The sequence below is a fragment of the Pyxidicoccus sp. M6 genome (assembly GCF_055568925.1).
On the sequence record NZ_CM145714.1, the window covers coordinates 515,612 to 534,441 of the forward strand.

Annotated in this window: 18 protein-coding genes; 15 read left to right on the plus strand and 3 right to left on the minus strand. The window is 68.5% G+C overall.

Annotation, left to right across the window (positions count from 1 at the left end):
• Window positions 1-3: 3 nt before the first annotated feature.
• From ACVTJA_RS02095 to ACVTJA_RS02105, 3 genes are all read right to left on the minus strand, one after another.
• Window positions 4-948: an ATP-grasp domain-containing protein gene (locus ACVTJA_RS02095; RefSeq protein ID WP_465833327.1), complete on the minus strand. Its 945-nt coding sequence runs from the start codon at window positions 946-948 to the stop codon at window positions 4-6.
• A gap of 126 nt (window positions 949-1,074) precedes the next feature.
• Window positions 1,075-1,233, minus strand: coding sequence for a hypothetical protein (locus ACVTJA_RS02100; RefSeq protein WP_465833329.1), 159 nt, complete (start codon window positions 1,231-1,233; stop codon window positions 1,075-1,077).
• 184 nt (window positions 1,234-1,417) lie between these two features.
• Window positions 1,418-2,227, minus strand: coding sequence for a zinc metalloprotease (locus tag ACVTJA_RS02105; RefSeq protein WP_465833331.1), 810 nt, complete (start codon window positions 2,225-2,227; stop codon window positions 1,418-1,420).
• A 280-nt stretch (window positions 2,228-2,507) separates the two neighbouring features.
• Between ACVTJA_RS02105 and ACVTJA_RS02110 the strand changes: the two genes are divergently transcribed.
• From ACVTJA_RS02110 to ACVTJA_RS02180, 15 genes are all read left to right on the plus strand, one after another.
• Window positions 2,508-3,635, plus strand: a complete 1,128-nt coding sequence (locus tag ACVTJA_RS02110; protein WP_465833332.1) for a bifunctional UDP-sugar hydrolase/5'-nucleotidase — start codon at window positions 2,508-2,510, stop codon at window positions 3,633-3,635.
• A gap of 62 nt (window positions 3,636-3,697) precedes the next feature.
• Entirely contained in the window at window positions 3,698-4,993 is a 1,296-nt protein-coding gene (locus ACVTJA_RS02115) for a M20/M25/M40 family metallo-hydrolase (RefSeq protein ID WP_465833334.1), read from the plus strand.
• Between the two features lie 19 nt (window positions 4,994-5,012).
• Window positions 5,013-5,885, plus strand: a complete 873-nt coding sequence (locus ACVTJA_RS02120; protein ID WP_465833336.1) for a hypothetical protein — start codon at window positions 5,013-5,015, stop codon at window positions 5,883-5,885.
• Window positions 5,886-6,043: 158 nt separating this feature from the next.
• A complete protein-coding gene (locus ACVTJA_RS02125) occupies window positions 6,044-7,204 on the plus strand; it encodes a pyridoxal-phosphate-dependent aminotransferase family protein (protein WP_465833338.1) in 1,161 nt (386 codons plus the stop codon).
• A 257-nt stretch (window positions 7,205-7,461) separates the two neighbouring features.
• Window positions 7,462-8,070, plus strand: a complete 609-nt coding sequence (locus ACVTJA_RS02130; RefSeq protein WP_465833340.1) for a TIGR02265 family protein — start codon at window positions 7,462-7,464, stop codon at window positions 8,068-8,070.
• A 713-nt stretch (window positions 8,071-8,783) separates the two neighbouring features.
• Window positions 8,784-10,559, plus strand: a complete 1,776-nt coding sequence (locus ACVTJA_RS02135; RefSeq protein WP_465833342.1) for a hypothetical protein — start codon at window positions 8,784-8,786, stop codon at window positions 10,557-10,559.
• Window positions 10,560-10,582: 23 nt separating this feature from the next.
• On the plus strand, window positions 10,583-10,930 hold the full coding sequence (locus tag ACVTJA_RS02140; protein WP_465833344.1) for a hypothetical protein: 348 nt from the start codon (window positions 10,583-10,585) through the stop codon (window positions 10,928-10,930).
• A 71-nt stretch (window positions 10,931-11,001) separates the two neighbouring features.
• Window positions 11,002-11,133, plus strand: a complete 132-nt coding sequence (locus ACVTJA_RS02145; protein ID WP_465833346.1) for a hypothetical protein — start codon at window positions 11,002-11,004, stop codon at window positions 11,131-11,133.
• Between the two features lie 160 nt (window positions 11,134-11,293).
• Window positions 11,294-12,568: a hypothetical protein gene (locus ACVTJA_RS02150; RefSeq protein WP_465833348.1), complete on the plus strand. Its 1,275-nt coding sequence runs from the start codon at window positions 11,294-11,296 to the stop codon at window positions 12,566-12,568.
• 242 nt (window positions 12,569-12,810) lie between these two features.
• Window positions 12,811-14,154: an AHH domain-containing protein gene (locus ACVTJA_RS02155; protein WP_465833350.1), complete on the plus strand. Its 1,344-nt coding sequence runs from the start codon at window positions 12,811-12,813 to the stop codon at window positions 14,152-14,154.
• A gap of 15 nt (window positions 14,155-14,169) precedes the next feature.
• Entirely contained in the window at window positions 14,170-14,739 is a 570-nt protein-coding gene (locus ACVTJA_RS02160; protein WP_465833352.1) for an imm11 family protein, read from the plus strand.
• A gap of 149 nt (window positions 14,740-14,888) precedes the next feature.
• The gene (locus ACVTJA_RS02165) at window positions 14,889-16,313 is read left to right on the plus strand and encodes a sensor histidine kinase (protein ID WP_465833354.1); all 1,425 of its coding nucleotides are present in this window, start codon (window positions 14,889-14,891) and stop codon (window positions 16,311-16,313) included.
• Window positions 16,310-16,777: a response regulator gene (locus ACVTJA_RS02170; protein WP_465833355.1), complete on the plus strand. Its 468-nt coding sequence runs from the start codon at window positions 16,310-16,312 to the stop codon at window positions 16,775-16,777. The genes ACVTJA_RS02165 and ACVTJA_RS02170 overlap by 4 nt, the downstream gene beginning before the upstream one ends.
• The gene (locus ACVTJA_RS02175; RefSeq protein ID WP_465833357.1) at window positions 16,774-18,402 is read left to right on the plus strand and encodes a hybrid sensor histidine kinase/response regulator; all 1,629 of its coding nucleotides are present in this window, start codon (window positions 16,774-16,776) and stop codon (window positions 18,400-18,402) included. The genes ACVTJA_RS02170 and ACVTJA_RS02175 overlap by 4 nt, the downstream gene beginning before the upstream one ends.
• Window positions 18,399-18,767, plus strand: a complete 369-nt coding sequence (locus tag ACVTJA_RS02180; protein ID WP_465833359.1) for a response regulator — start codon at window positions 18,399-18,401, stop codon at window positions 18,765-18,767. The genes ACVTJA_RS02175 and ACVTJA_RS02180 overlap by 4 nt, the downstream gene beginning before the upstream one ends.
• Window positions 18,768-18,830: the final 63 nt, after the last annotated feature.

The window sequence follows — 18,830 nt, forward strand, 5'->3', positions numbered from 1 at the left end:
GCCTCAAGCCCGCTTCGCGTGCTTCGCGAGCGCGCGGGCGAAGTGGCCGGCGATGTCCGTGCCGGCGCGCGCGTCGAAGCCGAGGAACATCGCGGAGCCGTTCAGCTCCAGGAACTTGAGCTCGCCGTCCTGGCCGCGCTTCAAGTCCAGCCCCGTCCACCGCAGGCCGAGCACCTCGCACGCCTTCACGCAGTCGCGTGCCACCTCGGGCGGCAGCTCGATGGCCTCCACCCGCTCCTCGTTCTGCCGGAAGTCGAGCGCCGAGGTGACGATGCGCAGGGCGGCGATGACCTCGCCGTCCAGCACGTACACGCGGATGTCCTCGCCGGGCAGCAGCTCCTGGAAGGTGACGGGCGCGGCGGACAGCGCGGAGAGCCGCTCGTCGGTGAGGTCCTCGGGCCGCAGCTCCTGCGTGGCGGCGCCGCCGTTGACGGGCTTGTAGGCCACGCGGTTGCCCGCGGCGAAGCGGCGCACGGCCTCCGCGTCGTTCGTCCACAGCGTGCGGGGCACCGGCAGGCCCGCGGCCTTGAGCGCGGCGAGCTGCACGGGCTTGTGCATCAGCCAGTCGCTGGCAACGGGGTTGTACATGGCCACGCCGAGCTGCTCCCACCGGCCCACCAGTCCGTTGAGCAGGGTGGCCTTCTCGCGGAAGGCGGTGAGCGTGGTGCGCCAGTCCTCTTCCATGGCCTCCTGCGCGTCCACCAGGTAGGCCAGGGGGCTGGTGTGCAGGCCACGCAGGTACACGGCGGCGGGCCGGCCCACGGCGCGCCCGTCCACGACGATGCCGTCCAGGTCCTGCGAGAGGGACACCCGCGTCTCGTCCGGGAAGGCCAGCGTGTCCACCACCACGGCCTCCACGCCCTCCGCGACCAGCCGCTTCGCCACATCCTGGATGTGGATGTCCTCGCGGGAGCCCACGAGCACCACCGTCCCTGTCTCAGTCTTCATGGTGCCTGTGCACCCTCCACCCACGTGTTGCCCGCCGTCGCGCCGGGCCGCACCTGCCATACGGACGGGGGCGGCATGACGGGTCGGAGTCCGTGCGTACCTCGGGGCCTTGCGCCGTGCCAGGGGCTACTGCTGCTCGCTTCCCGTGTCCTTCTCCTCGCCCACCATCAGCGTGGTGACCTGGGCCTCGCGAGGCGCCGTGTCCGGCCGGCGCACGGGCACGAGCTCTCGGATGAACAGCACGCGGGGGCGTCTTGGAGGGGTGGGGGCGGTGGGCTGGCTCATGGTTCGCACTTCGCACGGTGTGTCCGTTGGAAGCATGGCGCCAGTCGCGCCCGCGCGCACGGTGGAGCAGCGGCCCGGGAGGCGGCCTCCCGCTCGGAGCATCATCACCGCGTGAAAATGAAAACGGCGGACCCCCGAGAGGAGGCCCGCCGTTCTCATGTCGGCGACGTGCGCCGAGCCGCGCTTACTTGCCCGCGCGGTACGAGGTCCACATGCTGTTCATGCGCGTGTTCTGGCCCGCGCTGAAGTTGTTCATGCAGGAGTCGTAGCTGTAGTCCATGAAGTTGGTGATGGGGTCCACGCCGCCACCGGAGCAGGTGTCACGGCCGGTGGGGCAGCCGGAGGCCGAGGAGGCCTCGGGCGCCGTGTCGCTCACGCTGTCGCCGGGGCTGGCGCAGCCGCCCTGGAACGTGTGGTACAGGCCCATCCAGTGGCCGACCTCGTGGGTGCCCGTGTCGCCCTGGTTGTAGTTGGTGGCCGTGCCGCCGGGCAGCGACGTCTGGAGCACCACGACGCCGTCCATCTTCGGGCTGCTGGAGTAGCTCCAGGGGAAGGTCGCCCAGCCGAGCAGGCCGCCGCCCATGTTGTTCGTGTAGAAGTTGAGCGCCGTCGCCGTGCCCTTGCGCAGGGCGTTCTTCATGTTCGTCTCACACGTGCCACCCGTGCAGGTGTAGTACGTGCTGTTGTTCGTATAGTCCGTGCCAGCCAGGGTAAAGCTGAAGCCGGCGGACGCGTAGGCGGCGTTGAGGACGGCAATCTGGTTGTTGATCTGCGTCGCCGTCACACCGCCCCCGCCCGTGGAGCTGCGGATGACGTGGAAGTACACGGGGATGGACACCGCCATCGCGTGGACCTCGCCCTTCAGCGCCTGGCGGGCCTTCAGCGTCTCGAACTCCGCCTCGATCTTCGCCACGGACTCCGCGTCGAAGTCGGGGTTGCCGCAGCGGTCGAGGAGGGCCGCACCCTGCACGTCCGCCTGGCGCTCGGTCTGCATCTCAGACTCATCCACCGGGCCGCAGCCAACCATCGCGGCAACAGCACCGAAAGTCACAGCAGCCTTACCGAAGAACGTACGCATGCGGGGCCAACCTCATGAGAGTTGCGGGGGAGCCGTGGCTTGTACACGAAGCGTGGAATTGAAAATATGCGTGTAATAAACGGTAATAATCAATTACCTGTAAGTCTGGTTTGACTCGTTTCTAGGGGTGTCCCGCAACCCAGATGTCGAGTGCCGCGCCAGCGTCTAGGCTTGGGCTCCCCTCCGAGGAGATGACGTGAAGCGCCCACTCCCGCTGCTGCTGTGCGTTGTATTGCTGCTGTCCGTCAATGCCTTTGCCGCACCCCGGCAGGCGGTGTTGCTCATCACGGGAGACAATCAGGGTGAGATTGCGCCGTGCGGCTGCAAGCAGGAGCCACAGGGCGGGCTCGCGCGGCGCAAGACGGCGGTGGACGCGGAAAAGGCACGCGGCCTGCCGGTGGTGTTGCTGGACTCGGGTAACGCGCTGTTCCGCAAGCCGGTGCGTCAGGACGAGCCGCTGGTGACGCAGCGCGCGGAGCTGGTGCTGGAGCAGATGGAGTCGCAGGGCACCGCGGCCATGGCGGTGGGGCACCGCGACTTGTCCCAGGGACTGGCGTGGCTCCAGAAGGCCACGCGGGGGCCGAAGAAGAAGATGAAGCTCCTGTCCGCCAACCTGGTGGACAAGGCGGGCAAGGCGCCCTTCGCGGCGTCCACGGTGCTGGAGGCTGGCGGCCTGAAGCTGGGCGTGGTGGGCGTGTCGCCGGAAGGGCCGGTGCCCGGAGAGCCCACGCTGAAGGGCCGTGCCCCCATCGAGGTCGCGTTGGCCGAGGCGCGCAAGCTGCGCCAGAAGAGCAAGGTGGACGTGGTGGTGGTGCTCGCGGCGGTGCCGTACCAGGAGGCGGTGAAGATGGCGCTGCTGGCCGAGGATGCGGTGGACTTCGTGGTGGAGTCGCACGAGGCCAAGGGCATCGGCATCGGCGAGCGGGTGGGCACCTACGCCGCGGTGTTCCCCTCGGGCGAGCTGGGGCGGCAGGTGACTCGGCTGGAGCTGAGCGTGGACGGGCCGGGCCCTTTCAAGGACCTGGGCATGGCGTCGCGGGCTCGCCAGCAGTTGCACGTGGTGGAGGGCAACCTCCTCAAGGCGCACGAGCGGCTGGCCGCCGCGAAGGACGAGGCGACGCGCACGGACCTCTCCCGCACCATCGTCGAGCTGGAGGGGCGCATGCGGCAGTTGGAGACGGAGGTGGAGGTGAAGGCTCCGGCCGGCGGACGCGCGCACCAGCTCTCGTACCTGACGCTGGGCCTGGCCGTGGCGGATGACCCGGCGGTGAAGGTGAAGGTAGAGCAGCTCGAGCCGCCAGGGTCGGCCAACGCCGCGCACTGACGCGAACGTTCCGTTGTCGTTTCCGGTGACATCGCCGGAGGGCTGCGCTCCAATCCGCGGCCATGCAATCGCTCGCTCTTCGTGAAGCCCGCTTCCTGGATGTGCTCCGGCGCCTCATCGCGCTGACGCCGAAGCTGCAGAACAACCCCGCCGCGGGGCTCGTCCCCGAGGAGCGGCTCGCCGCGCAGGTGGTGCTGGACGTGCTCGCGCCGCACATCCAGAGCGGCTTCATCCATGCCGAGTCGCTCGCGAGCCCCGGCAACGAGTCGCGGCCCAGCCTGGTGCTCACCGTGAAGGGCACGGGTGACGGCGCGCTCGGCTTCGTGGGCTCGCACTTCGACGTCGTGCCCGCGGACGAGAAGGGCGAGGGCTGGGAGCGCAACCCCTTCGCGCTGTGGGAGGGGCCCGGCGGCCTCCTCTACGGGCGCGGCGTCACCGACTGCCTCGGCCATGTCGCCGTCATCACGGACCTGCTCGCGCAGCTCGCCGAGCGCAACCTGCGCCCGCGTCGCACGCTGAAGGTGGTGTTCATCTCCAATGAGGAGTCCGTGGACATTCCCGGCCTGGGCATGCCGTACGTCGCGCAGCAGGGCCGGCTGAAGGACCTCATCGGGCAGCCGGTGTACTGGTTGGACAGCGCCAACTTCGGCCCCTCGCTGGGCACCGGCGGCAACAACATCTGGGAGCTGAAGGTGACGGGCGTGGGCGGGCACTCGGGCATGCCGCAGAACTGCGTCAATGCGCTGGAGCTGGCCATGGCCACGTCGCTGGAGCTGGCCCGCTTCTTCCACGCGTGCTTCCCGGCCACCGCGAAAGAGAAGGAGTGGGGCTTCCTCTCTTCGTCCAGTCTCAAGGCCACCGTGGTGGAGGGCCACAACGCGAAGGAGACGAAGATTCCCTCGGACATCACCCTGCGCGGCGACATCCGCGTGACGCCCTTCTACGACTTGAAGGCGGTGATGCAGTCGGTGCAGGACTTCGTGCGCGAGCTGGACGCGCGCATCCAGAGCGACGACGTGCCCGCCGGCTTCCCACGCACGCGCACCGAGGCGGGCAAGCGCGGCTCGCTGGCGTTCCGCTTCATGGGCGCGGGCACGGAGGGCATCGCCTGCAAGCTGGACTCGCCCGGACTGCAGGCGCTGAAGGAGGCGATGCAGCACGTGCGTGGCGTGGCGCCGACGCCGTTCTCCCTCACCGGCTCGTTGCCGCTCGTGCGCGACTTGCAGCGCCAGGGCTGCGACGTGCAAATCACCGGCTTCGGGGACATGGCGTACTACCACGCGCCCAACGAGCAGGCCCGGCTGGAGGACTTCCGCCAGGGCTTCGCCATCCTCCGCGAGCTGCTGGTGCGGCTGTGATTCAGGCGGCTCCGGCTCCATGACTGTCGCGAGCACGCTCCTCACATGGCGGGGCCAGGTGTACGGGCTCTGGCCGTACGAAGAGCCGTACGAGGTCCATCACTTCATCTATGAGGCGGATCCGCGGCGGCTCGCGGCGCTGATCGGAGCCGTCCGCGCCTACGGAAGCACGGAAGACGTGACGCCGCTCATCGACTTCCTCGCTCGCGAACGCCCCGGCTTCGACGTCGCGCTCGACGCGGTGCGGAGGCATGTGCTCGCGTCCGAGCTCGAGGCCGTGTTGCGCGACGACGGCGACGCGCGCGCGGCGTGGCTGGAGGTGCGGGATGGTTGGGTGCGCACGCACCGCTACCAGACGCTCAAGCTCGGCCTGCGGCGGGTCCGCGAGCTCCAGGAACTGGGAGCGGCCCCGGAGATGATTCGGCTGGAGCGTGAGGAACTGCACCGGCTCGTTCGCGAGCCTCCCGCTCCGGGGGCGCTCGTCCAAACGGCCCGGGAGCGCGCTGGGGAAGGGTATCTCCACGAGCTCTTCGGGCTCTGCCTGCAGACGGCCCTGCTCCCGGGGGCGGAGAGCTGTGGGGGCCACATCCTCCTGAGCTACTCGGCAACGCCGGAGGACGTGGGGCCATACCCGCTGCCCCGGACGCTCATCTCCGATGCGTCCGAGGACCACGTCTCCGCCCTTCTCACCGACGGACTCCACGAGGACATGGGGGCCATCACCTGGGGCACGCCGGAGGACCTCGAGCAGACGGCTCGCGGCTTGCTGACGTCGCCCCTGGCGGGCCCGGGCTGGTTTCCCTCGGCGGAGCTGGCACCGGAATTGGGGCGGATGGCGGCACGCGGCAACTGCGCGGTGTCGTTCACGGGCGAGCGGCGCGACCGCGACTGAGCGGAGCGAAGCGGGGCCTCGCGTCGCTCCCGCCACACCTGTCCCACATGGCCGTGGACAGCGGCCCGGTTGCTGGACAGATTCAGGGCCGCGCCCGACGAACAGGGCCGCGGGCACCTCTGCCCGTGGGGCATCCGGGCGCGCGAGGAGCGGCAACCGTGAGAGACCTGCTGATGATTCCGGGACCGGTGGAGTTCGAGCCGGAGGTACTCCAGGCGCTGGGCGCGCCCACGCTCGGCCACACGGACCCGGCCTTCATCTCCATCTTCGGCCGGGCGCTGAAGCGGCTGCGCGAGGTGTGCCTCGCCCCCACCGCCCAGCCCTTCGTCGTGGCCGGCTCCGGCACGCTGGCCATGGAGCTGGCGGTGGCCAACCTGGTGGAGCCGGGTGACGCCGCGCTGGTGGTGAACACGGGATACTTCAGTGACAGGATGGCGAAAATCCTGGAGCGCCACGGCGCCCGGGTGACGCACGTGCGCGCCGCCCCGGGCGAGGCCCCCTCCGCCGACGAGGTGGACACCCACCTGTCACGCGGCGGCTTCAAGCTCGTGACGGTGACGCACGTGGACACCTCCACCGGAGTGCTGGTGCCCGTGGAGGCGCTGGTGCGCACCGCGCGCAAGCACGGCGTGCTGTCGGTGGTGGACGGTGTGTGCGCGACGGCCGGCGAGGCCTTCCACCAGGACGCGTGGGGCGCGGACGTGTACCTCACCGCGAGCCAGAAGGCGGTGGGCGTGCCGCCGGGGCTGGCGCTGCTGACGGTGAGCCCGCGTGCCATGGAGGCCTGGCGCAAGCGCAAGGCCCCGGTGGCCAGCGTGTACTCGGACTGGGCGGAGTGGCTGCCCATCATGGAGGCGTACGAGGCGGGCAAGCCGGCCTACTTCGCCACGCCGCCCGTCAACCTCGTCAACGCGCTGGACGTGAGCCTCGGGCAGATTCTCGCCGAGGGCATGGAGGCGCGCTTCGCCCGGCACCAGCGCATGGCGCGCGCCTTCCGCGCGGGGTGGAAGGCCATGGGCCTGCGCATGCTGCCCACCTCCGAGGCCGTGACGGCCAACACCCTCAGCGCCGTCTACTACCCGGAGGGTGTGGACGCGGCGCTGGTGGGCCGGGTGAAGGGGCAGGGCATCGTCATCGCCGGCGGCCTGCACCCGGAGCTCAAGGCGCGCTACTTCCGCGTGGGCCACATGAACCGGGTGGGCCCCGCGGACGTGCTCGCCGCGGTGGGCGCGGTGGAGCGGGCGCTGCTCGCCGCTGGCCACCGCTCCGAGCCCGGCGCCGCCGTCGCCGCCGCCCAGGCCTCCCTCGTCTCGGGCTGAGGCCGCGCCCCTCGGGCCTTCCCGACGCCCTGGAAGATTCCGTGCATGGCCAGACCTGGCCGGTGGCTCCTTCCTCAAGGAGCCATGACGTCCCAGGATTCCAGGAGCGCGGAATTTTGATTCGACAACAGCATAAAAATATGAGAAGGTTGCCATCCCGGAAGTGGGGGGAATCGGGTCATCCCGGAAGTACCTGCCAGATTCACCGGTGGAGTGTTTCCGAGACAGACCCGGAAGGGCCCCTCGGGGGAGAGACCATGCACGTGGGCACGGAAGCGAGCGCGAGTGGAGCGGCCTGGGAGCTGGAGCTGCGACGCCTGGCCGCGAGCGAAGAAGACACGGCGCGAGGGATGTTCTTCCAGGGCACCCTGGACGTGGTGGGTTTCCTGGGCGGAGAGGGCGCCGTGGCCCGTTGCAAGGGCGTGGCGGGCCTGTGGGAAATCAACCCCGACCATATGTACCCCATCAGCCGCTACCTGCGGATGACGACCACGGCGGCGCGGCTGCTGGCGCCCCAGCTGGACGGCTTCGAGGGGGTGCTGCGGCGCATCGGCATGCAGGCCACGGTGGACTTCCTGGCCTCCACGTTCGGCCGGGACTTGATGCAGATGGCGAATGGCAGCCCGCGGAAGCTTCTGCAGTCGCTGGGTGACGGGTACCGCGTGGCGGTGAGCTACGGCGAGCGCTACCCGCTGTGGACCGGGGAGAAGAGCGCGCGCTTCATCATGAAGCGCGACTTCATGCCCGCCGCGTACCACGAGGGCGTGCTCCTGGGCGTGCTGGAGTCCATCGGCGCGCAGAATGTCCGTGTGTACGGGCGGCAGGTGGCGCTGCTGGACAGCGAGTACGAGATGTCCTGGTCGTGAGAGGCTGAGCGCGAGCCGCGGCTCGGTTCGCGTCCAGCGTCGGGTTTCCGGAAAGGGTTGGTGGCAGCTGAACTCGTGGAGTACTCCGCTGATGGAGGCTCCATGCACACGCCCGCTCCCGCGCCGCGGCCGACCACCGCTCGGGACGCACCCCCACCTTTCACACCGAGGCGCCGCCACCTGCTCTTCAACGTGGAGCAACCCGGTACGAGTACCTCCAGACGCTGGAGCGCCGGGGCGTGGAGCAAGGCCCCTCTACGTTGACGCTCTGGGAAGAGGGCGCCCGGAACCCAGTCATCCTCAGCAGCATCATCTTTCCCTGACGCGAGGCCGGAGTGCCCTGGCGGCCTTGGGGGCTCGTCGGGATTGGCTTCGCGGTGGTTCACCTCCTCGGGAGCGGTACTCGGGCGGCAAGGAGATTGGCTCGGCCCGCGGGACGCTCGCGGCCACGCAGCCGGCGGCACGGTGATGCCGGAGTCGGCGCCCACACTGGAGTCTCGGGTAGGAATTTCCCCGGTATTTTCGTACCTCTGGTGAGTCAGGAATCCCCCAGGGGTGCGTTTTTGTCGGATGGCATAAGGCATTGATTCTGCTCGGGCTTTTCCCTGGCGGCGGCCATGGGGCAGGCCCTCTTTCTGTCATCCCGGAAACTCCTGCGTGAAGCCTCCGACAATGTGGGCACATCCCCCCACTTGTGCGAGCAGGTGAGCGCCATGTCCCTCTGGTCCAAGGTCAAGAAGTCCCCCGTTCTGAACAACCGCTACACCCGCATCGTGAAGGAGGACGTCCAGAAGACGGCCCAGGCCATCAAGGAGCGGGACCCGAAGAAGCTGGCGAAGCTCCCCGGCGAGTACCTGAGCGACCCGGGGCGGTTCCTGAGCGCGGGGGCCCAGCATCTGGGGCAGGGCGTGGACAAGCTGGACAAGCTCAAGCTCAAGGCCGTCGATTCCGCGGCGAGCGTGGCCCAGCGGGGAATCGACAAGTTTTCAGAGACCTCCGTCGGGCAGTCGACGGCCGGGAAGCTCATCACCCGGGGCGCGAGCGGCGCGACCGAGGCTGCACGGCGGGGAGCTCACTTCCAGGTGGGCCTGGAGACGGGCGTGCTGAAGTCCGTGACGGGGACGCTGGACCTGCTGGGCGGTGTGCAGCAGGTCACCTTCAACACAGACACCCAGAATCAGTTCAAGGACCACGTGAAGCAGTTCGGGACGAAGCTGAAGTCGGGGACGCTGGCGTATGTCGATGACCCCGGGAAGGCCTTCTCCAACTCCGTGGACGCGGTGAAGAACAGCGAGGCGTGGAAGAAGGCGAAGGAAGACCCCGAGCACGCCCTGGGGGCCTTCATCGGTGAGACCGTCGGGGTTCCTGCTCCTGGCGCCTCGGGCCTCAACATCCTGTCCAAGACGGCGCGCACGGCCAAGACGGTGTCCACCGTGGTGAAGCACGCCGACGACGTGTCGAAGTGGACGAAGGTCGGCACCAAGGTGGAGGAAGGGGCGAAGAACGCGCCTCGGCCTCCAAAGACTGCCGCCGGTGAGGGCGGTGCGGGGAAGCCTCCCAAGAGCCGGCCGGAGGGAGTCTCCGAGCCGGGGGACACGCGCCCGGATGGCATCCCCCTTCCGGCGGGGGCCACCCGGCCGGATGGAATCACCCGGCCGAAGACGAGAGAAGAAATCATCAATGATGGCGTCAGGGCGCTCGAGGAGGGGGATTTCAACCCGGATGCGACCGGGCAGCTCTATCACTCATCGTTCTCCCCTGCGCTGGATGGGATTGAGGAGGCTGGCGGCCTCCTGCCCGCGACTCGACTGGAGGCAGAGGGCATTCCGCGAAAGTCTGGCGAGGGCCCCCAGTACAGTGGCATCGATAGTGAAAAGCCTTTCATCTCAATGGGCCAGGGTCCGGATGGGCTGGGGACAGCTCACGCGTACTCGGATCTGTATCAACTCTCCAGTCGTTACAACCCCTCCAGGCTGAGCGACACGGACCTGACCAACGAGATTTCCAAGTACAAAGACCTGCTCTCGCGCAAGTGGCCCGAGGAGCCCACGGGACACCCACTGGTCACGGAAAAGAAGGCGCAAACACGGCTTCGTCAGCTCGTGGCAGAGCAGACCCGCCGCACGAGGATGCCGGACGACGAGCGTCCGTATCCGGTCCTGTTCGAGTTCGATGGAGCCAGGGTTCCTTCCGAGCGCGTCAGCAACCTTCCGGGCGAGGTCAAGGTTCACCAGAAGGCGGACCTCGAGAACCTGAAGAGGGTCTTCGTCCCGGCCGACAAGGTCGCGGAGGTTCAGGCGCGACTGGAACGCACGCTCGGGAGCAATCACGATGTCCAGGTCGTTCCCCTGGAGTCACTGGACCGGGGCATTCCGTCTGGCAGTGTTCCGGCAGCCAGCCGCGAGCGGGTTCGGGAGGGGCTGCTTGCGCATGAGCAGCTCATCGAGATTTTGTACGGCGAGAAGCTGACGTCGTTGCCCCCCAGGTAGTCTCGTCACCCAAGAGCAAGAACATGAGCCTTGTCATCAAAGCGACTCCCAAAGCCAGTCCGTACTATCCGAGGGGCGAGACCGCGAAGATCACCTTCGAGCACGGGCGAATCCTGGTCGAGTGCAAGGAGTCGGAGACCCACGAGCTCCTCAGCGGCATGTTGGCCAACCAGTTGTTCGTCCAGGGGCGGGGGTTCCCCCTGCTTCGCCGCGGCGAGAACGGGGCCCTGGTCGTGAATCCGGAGACGAAGCGCTACGAGCTCGAGGGCTACGTCAGGCTCGATGACACTCCGGAGCGGGTGCTGCGCGCCATCCAGGATGGGCTCGAAGCCACGGACCAGTTCGAGGTTGCCCTCACCAACGAGGCCTGAATCACCCAGTGCGAGCCACGGGGCTGTGCCTGGCCCCGTGGCTCGGAAGTCCGCTCGAAGGGCGATGCCCGGTGAGCATCTCGAGTGAGGTGCTGGTGGAGGCAGGGCACACGCCAGAGGTCGCGAAGGGCCCCTTCACGCTGACGTTCTGGGAAGCGGACACCCGGAACCCTGTCGTCCTGAGCAACATCACCTTTTCGTGACACGGGACCCGGCGTGTCATGTAAATTTGTAGTGCAGATACTTCTGTTTCTGGGTTGCGGGTAGTGCCTCTTGGGCTCAACCGTACCGACGGGCAATTGAGCGAACTGTGAGTGGTGTGTTCTCTCTCGTATCGCCTCACACCCCCAAGGGAACACCCATATGCCAGCGATTACGCCGCTTCCCGCTCCGCCGACCGCGCCCCCCAGTCTGCCGTCCAATACCGTGAGGCTCTACCAGGACGCCAGCTGGTCGAGTTCGTCCTACTCGTTCAACGTCAATGATTACACCAAGGACAAACGCCAATCCATCTCCGGGACGAACATGCAGGACAAGTCGACCTGGATTGCGTTCAATCTCCCGCTGGGAACCGTCGTCACCATGATGGACAACTTTGTCGCCCCGGCCGACGGCAACGTCTTCAACCTCAAGGACTGCGGCAGGGTGGTCGACCTCGTGGGAACTGGCCGGACCGAGGCCGTGGCGCTCTCGCAGGTCAACATGAATGATTGCATTTCGGCCTGGTACTGGCACACGCCCGACCTGAGCCTCGGCGGTGTCGAGCTCTACCAGGATGCCGACTTCAAGGGGAACCGCACGGTCCTGTTCCTCTCGGAGTGGAACGCGAGGACGGTCCACTCGCTGTCGGGCTGGTACATCCATGACCGTGCGAGCTCCGCGCGCTGGCCGTCGCTGTATGACGCACAGACGGTCTCGTTGTTCGCCAACAGCGACGGCACGGGGGTGAGCTACGAGAACATCAAGGCCTGGGGCAGCTTCTCGCAGTTGGCCAATTTCAAGGAGGTGAGCTTCAACGACGCCCTCTCCAGCTTCTCGTGGAACAACCTCATCCCGAAGCAGGAGATCGTCGCCCCGGTGATCGTCACGGTCCCGAACAGCGGCGGGAAGAGCCTGTCGACACATCAGACTGCGACGAACAACAGTCCCGAGGTGCAGACGCAAACCATCACGCTCACCAACACGAACGAACAGACGACCACGGTGACGATCACCAACCAGTACACCGCGGGCATGGAGTTGGGCTATTCGGTCTCGGCCAAGGCGGGGCTCGGTGAGAATTCCGTCACCCAGGAGTGGACGCTCAAGGTCAGCTTCACCTACTCGCGCACAGAGACCTCGACGCTGACCAAGACGCAGACCACGGCGCTCACGGTCTCGCAGGTGTTCAACGTGCCCCCCTACAGCATCGCCCAGGCGACGCTCTTTGTGCAGCTGGGTCAGTTGCCTCCGAACACGACGTACAGGACCACGGCCGAGCGCTGGTATGACGTGGACCTCAAGGGAAGTACGTACGACCCCGCGAACGGCTGGTGGAGACGGACGGAGTTCGTCACCCTGCAGATGGGCGGAACCCTGGCTGTCAATTCGAACCTGGTCGTCGAGACGTCTCCGATTCCCCAGGCCACCGAGCAGTAGCTTCTCGCTCTCCTCGCCGTCGCCGCCTCGTGGCTCGAACGAGGTGGCGATGGGGATGCGTGGCCGTGTCCGATGTCGGCCGCCGGGGGGAGCCGATGCACAGATGAGGAGCGGCGCACCGGGGCGATGCGTGCTCGCGGGTGGTCCGTCATCGCCACGCGGATGTGCCACGACAGGTGAGTGGTTTGAATGGCCACTCCGGCAGCCGGCTGCATGCGGGGCCTCTTCTCATCGAGGGGCACATGCGTCCGCACTGGCTCGCGGCGCTGCTGTTGTTGTCATTGGGTACCGGGTGCGCCACGTCGCGCGTGGTGCGCCTGGACACTGGGTCTCGCTCCATCGTCATCACTCCGCACGAGGAGGACGGGGTCCGGCTGGAGGCCATCGAGCTCGACGATGACGAGTTCGAGGAATCTGTCGCGCAACTGGCTCGGGATGTGAGGCCCTTCCGCCATCCGCTGCGGGAAACGCGCGAGCTCTTTGGTGTCCCATCCCGTGGAGGCGTGTACCAGTACGAGCTCCGCACGCGGCGGCTTCTTCCTCAGGGGGCCGAGGACGAAGACGGTCCGCACCTGCTGGAGTCCTACGTGGATGATGCGCTGACGCGTGCCTACGGCCAGTGGTGCCAGCGCAAGAATCAGCCCGGTGACTGCCTGCGCCTGCTGGACGAAGGCCCGCTGCTGGCCAGCGATGGCAAGTACACGCTGGCCATGGCCATCGCGATGGATTCGGTGTGGGACGAGACTGTCGAGGCGCTGGAGGACATGGCGGACCCCAATGCCATCCGGGCCACGCTCACCGCCTCAGTCACGATGTACCTGCTGTTGTGGGCAATGCCCGAGCCGCTGAGTAAGGGCGTCGCCGCGACGTTGACGGCACTGGCCATCGCCTACCTGGGCGTGGACACGGTGTGGAGCCTCATCGACGGGTGGCTGACGCTGGTGCGCGAGGTGGACCGGGCCACCTCCTTCGCGCAGCTCAGTGACGCGGGCGAGGCGTACGGCGAAGTTCTCGGAGAGAACGCGGCGCGCATCTTCGTGATGCTGGCGACGGCGGCCATCGGCAACACGGCGGGGCTGGCGGCGAAGGCATCGGGACTGCCCGGCTCGGCGCAGGCGGCGCTCGCGGTGGAGTCACAGGCAGGCGTCCGGTACGTCGCGGTGGGCGGAGTGCGGTCCGTGGCGATGACGGCGGAGGGCTTCACGATTGCGCTGGCGCCCAACGCGCTGGCCATGGCGGAGCAGGGAGTCAGTGGCGGGAAGAGCCAGTCCCATCACCTCGCCACGAACAAGAACAGCGTCTCCGCCGCACGTGGCGGGCCATGGACTCCGGAGTTCAGACGAATCTTCAGAAGGGCCGGCATGGAGTTGGAGGACCCCGAGAACATCGTGGATGTTCCAGGCCACAAGGGGCCTCATCCTCGGGAGTACCATGAGCTGGTTTTCAGGCGGCTGAACGACGCGACAAGGTCATGCCGCACAGTACACGCATGCCGCAAAGCGCTGATTGATGCGCTCAGGGAACTGGCCGAGGAGGCCATCACACAGGGGACAGAGATCAACAAACTTCTAACGCAAGGCAAGTAGCGATAGGGGCGCATCATGCCGAGACGATTCTTCGATCTTGCCGAGAACATGCAGTCCGGAAACTGGGATTTGGGAGACCCGCTGGATGAAAAGGGCCAGGAGGTTGAAGACCCGTGGATGTTCAGGGCCGGGCAGGCCATTCATGTCCGGGGTCGTCTGACGATACCCGTAGATGCGCCAGGGCGGCGCCTGGACTTCTGCACCGCGGGCATCGGCGTGACGCCGATTGTCCACGTCAGGGTGGCCACCATTTTCGCGGAGCTGGCCCCAGACGACGTGCAGCTCGTTCCTGTCGATATCCAGGGGCAACCGGACCAGTACCTCCTCCTCGTGGCCACGAAGCTCATCCGCTGCATCGATGACAAGGCCTCCAGAGAGGTGCGCTATTGGACGCCGGAGCACGGGCAACCCGAGAGGGTGGGTGATTACCGGTCGGTATCGGGCATGCGCATCGACCCGTCCAAAGTGGGGGATGCCAAGGTGTTTCGCACCCGGGGCTGGGACATCGCCCTCATCGTCCACGAGGACATCAAGAACGCGCTGGAACGCGCCAGGGTCACGGGCGTGAAGTTCACCGAAGTCTGACCGGGCCCCCCGAGCCCGCCCGCCTGCCCCACGACACGGGCACCGAGCCCCGTCCCGCCTCCGCGCCACATCCACCGTCCCCGCCTCATCCACGCCGGACACGTGCGCATGTTGGGAGTGAGCCCACCTGCCCGCTTCCAACGTCCGTCGTGGCCTACCTCGACCCGAACCGTTTCCGTCACCTGTTGCTGCGCTCCGTGGCGCTGCCCACGGTGCTGGGGGCAATGCTCGCGGTGCTCCTCTTCTGGGAGGTCCGCCAGCTCCTCCACGCGGACGAGTCCGCGGACCGCTCCGACGCGGTGCTCGCCCAGGCCGTCCAGGTGCGCCAGCTCCTCATCGACCGCGAGACGGGCCTCCGCGGCTTCCTCCTCACCGGCAACTCCCGCTTCCTCGAGCCCTACCACGTCGCGGGTGAACGCCTCCCGGACGCCATCCGCCAGCTGGAGTCGCTCGTGTCGGACTCTCCGGACCAGCAGGCCCGCGTCTCGGAGCTGCACCGCCGTCAGGCATCCTGGGAGTCCTTCGCCGACGAGGAGCTGCGGAACTTCAATAACGGCGGGAACTGGCTGAAGCCGGTCGCCGAGGGAGAGGGCAAGCGCCGCATGGACAGCCTGCGCCAGCTCCTCGACGAGCTGGCCGCCACGGAGCGCGGGCGGGCCAACGCCCGGGGTGCCCTCGCCGAGCGCCAGGCGCGGATGGTCCTCTGGGGTGGCGCCGCCTGGCTGCTCGTGCTCGGGGCGCTGCTGGCCTGGATGGGACGGCGCCAGCTCGTCGCACTGTCGAGCGACTACGAATCCCTGCTCGCGAAAGCCCAGGCCCAGGCCGATGCCCTGCGCGCCAGCGAGGCCCGCCTGGAGCAGCGCGTGGCCCAGCGCACCCAGGAGCTCACCGTTGCCAACCGAGAGCTGGAGTCCTTCAGCTACTCCGTCTCCCACGACCTGCGCGCCCCCCTGCGCGCGGTGGACGGCTTCAGCCAGGCGCTGCTGGAGGACGAGGGCGAGCGCATCTCTCCCGAGGGCCACGAGCACCTCCAGCGCCTGCGCGCGGCGGCCACCCGCATGGGACAGCTCATCGACGACCTCCTGCGCCTCTCCCGCCTCACCCGCGCCGAGCTGCGCCAGGAGCCCGTGGACCTGAGCGCCCTCGCCCGCGAGGTGGCGGACGGCCTGAAGCGCGCCGAGCCCGGGCGCGACACGACCTTCGACATCGCTCCCGGTCTCCAGACGCATGGGGACGCCCGGCTGCTGCGCGTCGTGCTGGAGAACCTGCTCGGCAATGCCTGGAAGTTCACCAGCCAGCGCTCCGGGGCCCGCATCGAGTTTTTCGTCGAGTCGCGGAACGGGCACCCCCATTACTGTGTCCGCGACAACGGCGTGGGTTTCGACATGGCGTACGCGAGCAAGCTCTTCTCCCCCTTCCAGCGGCTGCATCGCCCCAGCGAGTTCCCCGGCACGGGTATCGGGCTCGCCACCGTGCAGCGCATCATCCACCGCCATGGCGGAGACATCTCCGCGGACGCCGTGCCCGACGGCGGGGCCACCTTCCGCTTCACCCTGGAGGCGTCGCACCCATGACCGAACTGGAACGCCCCATCCTCCTCGTGGAGGACAATCCGGATGACGTGGACCTGACGCTTCGCGCCTTCAAGCGCGCGGGCATCACCCGGCCCGTGGACGTGGCGCGGGACGGCGTGGAGGCGCTCGACTACCTGCAAGGCACGGGCGCCTTCGCGGCTCGCGCCAACCAGCCGCTGCCGGTGGTGGTGCTGTTGGACTTGAAGCTGCCGCGCATCGACGGCCACGAGGTGCTGCGTCGCATCCGCTCGGAGGCGCGCACCCGGCTGCTGCCGGTGGTCATCCTCACCTCGTCGGTGGAGGAGACGGACCTGGTGCGCGGCTATGGCGGCGGCGCCAACAGCTACGTGCGCAAGCCGGTGAGCTACACGGAGTTCGTGGAGGCCGCGCGCCAGTTGGGCCTGTACTGGCTGGTGCTCAACCACGAGCCGCCCCTGGTGCTTCCTCCCGGGACGGCGGGATGAGGCCGCTGCGGCTGCTGGTGGTGGAGGACAACCCGGATGACGAGGCGCTGGTGCTCCTGGAGCTCCGGCGCAACGGCTTTCGTCCGGAGTCCCTGCGCGTGCAGACGGCGGAGGAGATGCGGCGGGCGCTCGCGGGCGCGGACTTCGACGTCATCCTCTCCGACTTCTCCATGCCCGCCTTCACCGCGCTGGATGCGCTGAAGGTGCTCCAGGAGACGGGGCGGGACATCCCCTTCATCGTCGTGTCCGGCAGCATCGGCGAGGGCGAGGCGGTGGACGCCATGCGCGCCGGGGCGCGCGACTACTTCGCCAAGGACCGGCTGGTGCGGCTGGGCGCCGCGGTGGAGCGCGAGCTGGTGGAGGCCCGGGCCCGGCGCGAGCGCATGCGCTCGGAGCTGGACCGGGCGCTGCTGGCGCTCGCCAGCGAGGTGCTCTCCGAGCCGGAGGACCTGGACGAGCGGCTGCGCCGGCTGGTGTGGCTGCCGGTGCCAAAGGTGGCGGACTGGTGCACGCTGCGCGTGTACGAGAAGGGGGCCGAAGGCCTGCGGCTCGTGGCGCTGGCGCACCCGGACACGTCGCGGGCGGCGCGCATGTGGGCGGCGGACCAGCGCACTCCGCTCACGGTGGACATGGACTTCGGGCCGGCGCGGGTGCTGGCCACCGGCGAGCCGGAGCTGGTGGAGGATGCGCTGGCGCGGCCCCGTCCCATCTCCCACGACTCGGAGTACCGGCAGCTCTTGCGCGAGCTGGGCTTCCGCTCGGCGGTCCACGCGCCCCTGCGAGGTCGCTCCGGCGTGCTGGGCGTGCTGTCGCTGGCCATGGACGGCCCGCGGCGCCTGGGACGCGAGGATTTGTCACTGGCGAACGAGCTGGCCCGGCGCGCGGGCCTGGTGCTGGAGAACGCGCGCCTCTTCCGCGAGGTGCAGGACGCGGTGCGCCTGCGCGACGAGTTCCTCACCGTGGCCGCGCACGAGCTGCGCACGCCGCTCACCACGCTGCGCCTGCAGCTCGGCTCGCTGCAGCACCACGCCCGGGAGAACCACCTCGCGCCCGAGCTGGCGACGCGGCTGGAGCGCAGCATGCGCCAGGTGCGGCGGCTGGGCACGCTGGTGGAGTCGCTGCTGGACGTGTCCCGGCTCACCAGCGGAGAGACAGGCCTGTCCCCGGAGCGCTTCGACTTGACGGAGGCGGTGCGCGCGGTGGTGGAGCGCTACGGCGCGGAGGCGGAAAGCGTGGGCTGTGAGCTGCGCCTGTCCGCGCGGCCCGGGCCGTGGGGCCGGTGGGACCGCGGGCGGGTGGAGCAGGCGGTGGCGGCGCTGGTGTCCAACGCGCTCAAGTTCGGTCCGGGCAAGCCGGTGGAGGTGGAGGTGACGCGGGAGGGGCCGGTGGGCCGGGTGCGCGTGCTCGACAGGGGCATCGGGATTCCGGAGGACCAGCTGGAGCGCATCTTCGAGCGCTTCGAGCGCGCGGTAAGCTCGCGCTCGTACGGAGGGCTGGGGCTGGGGCTGTACCTGGCGAGGCGGGCCGCGGAGGCCCACGGAGGCCGCGCCTGGGCGGAGACACGGGAGGGTGGCGGAGCGCGGTTCACCCTGGAGCTGCCGTTGGAGAAGGAGGAGCGTGCGTGAGCCGGCCGTTGCTGGTGGTGGACGACGACGCGGATTTGCGCGAGGCCCTGGAAGAGGTGCTGCGCGACGCGGGCTACGAGGTGCGGGGGGCCAGCAATGGCAAACATGCCCTGGAGGTGCTGGGCGCCATGCCCGTGCTGCCGGGACTGGTGCTGCTGGACATGATGATGCCGGTGCTGGACGGAGGCGGCTTCGCGCGCGCCATGCGCCAGGTGCCCCAGTGGCACGACATCCCCGTGCTCGTCTTCTCCGCGTCCGCGAACGCCCGGCAGGTGGCCGAGGAGATTGGCGCGTGTGGCCACCTGCGTAAGCCCGTGGACGTGGACACGCTCGTTGCGGCCGTTCGCAAACACATGAGGGCCTGAGCCCGCACGGACAGTCCGCGCGAATTGACGGTGCGGTGAGTCGATTGGTAAGGGGTTACTTAA

Bases quoted from the DNA above. Each gene is read 5' to 3' on its own strand.
- ACVTJA_RS02100 (WP_465833329.1), bottom strand. From the start codon at position 1,233: ATGAGCCAGCCCACCGCCCCCACCCCTCCAAGACGCCCCCGCGTGCTG.
- ACVTJA_RS02140 (WP_465833344.1), top strand. From the start codon at position 10,583: ATGAGCCTTGTCATCAAAGCGACTCCCAAAGCCAGTCCGTACTATCCG.
- ACVTJA_RS02175 (WP_465833357.1), top strand. From the start codon at position 16,774: ATGAGGCCGCTGCGGCTGCTGGTGGTGGAGGACAACCCGGATGACGAG.
- ACVTJA_RS02130 (WP_465833340.1), top strand. From the start codon at position 7,462: ATGCACGTGGGCACGGAAGCGAGCGCGAGTGGAGCGGCCTGGGAGCTG.
- ACVTJA_RS02135 (WP_465833342.1), top strand. From the start codon at position 8,784: ATGTCCCTCTGGTCCAAGGTCAAGAAGTCCCCCGTTCTGAACAACCGC.
- ACVTJA_RS02095 (WP_465833327.1), bottom strand. From the start codon at position 948: ATGAAGACTGAGACAGGGACGGTGGTGCTCGTGGGCTCCCGCGAGGAC.
- ACVTJA_RS02160 (WP_465833352.1), top strand. From the start codon at position 14,170: ATGCCGAGACGATTCTTCGATCTTGCCGAGAACATGCAGTCCGGAAAC.
- ACVTJA_RS02155 (WP_465833350.1), top strand. From the start codon at position 12,811: ATGCGTCCGCACTGGCTCGCGGCGCTGCTGTTGTTGTCATTGGGTACC.
- ACVTJA_RS02150 (WP_465833348.1), top strand. From the start codon at position 11,294: ATGCCAGCGATTACGCCGCTTCCCGCTCCGCCGACCGCGCCCCCCAGT.
- ACVTJA_RS02170 (WP_465833355.1), top strand. From the start codon at position 16,310: ATGACCGAACTGGAACGCCCCATCCTCCTCGTGGAGGACAATCCGGAT.
- ACVTJA_RS02115 (WP_465833334.1), top strand. From the start codon at position 3,698: ATGCAATCGCTCGCTCTTCGTGAAGCCCGCTTCCTGGATGTGCTCCGG.
- ACVTJA_RS02105 (WP_465833331.1), bottom strand. From the start codon at position 2,227: ATGCAGACCGAGCGCCAGGCGGACGTGCAGGGTGCGGCCCTCCTCGAC.
- ACVTJA_RS02120 (WP_465833336.1), top strand. From the start codon at position 5,013: ATGACTGTCGCGAGCACGCTCCTCACATGGCGGGGCCAGGTGTACGGG.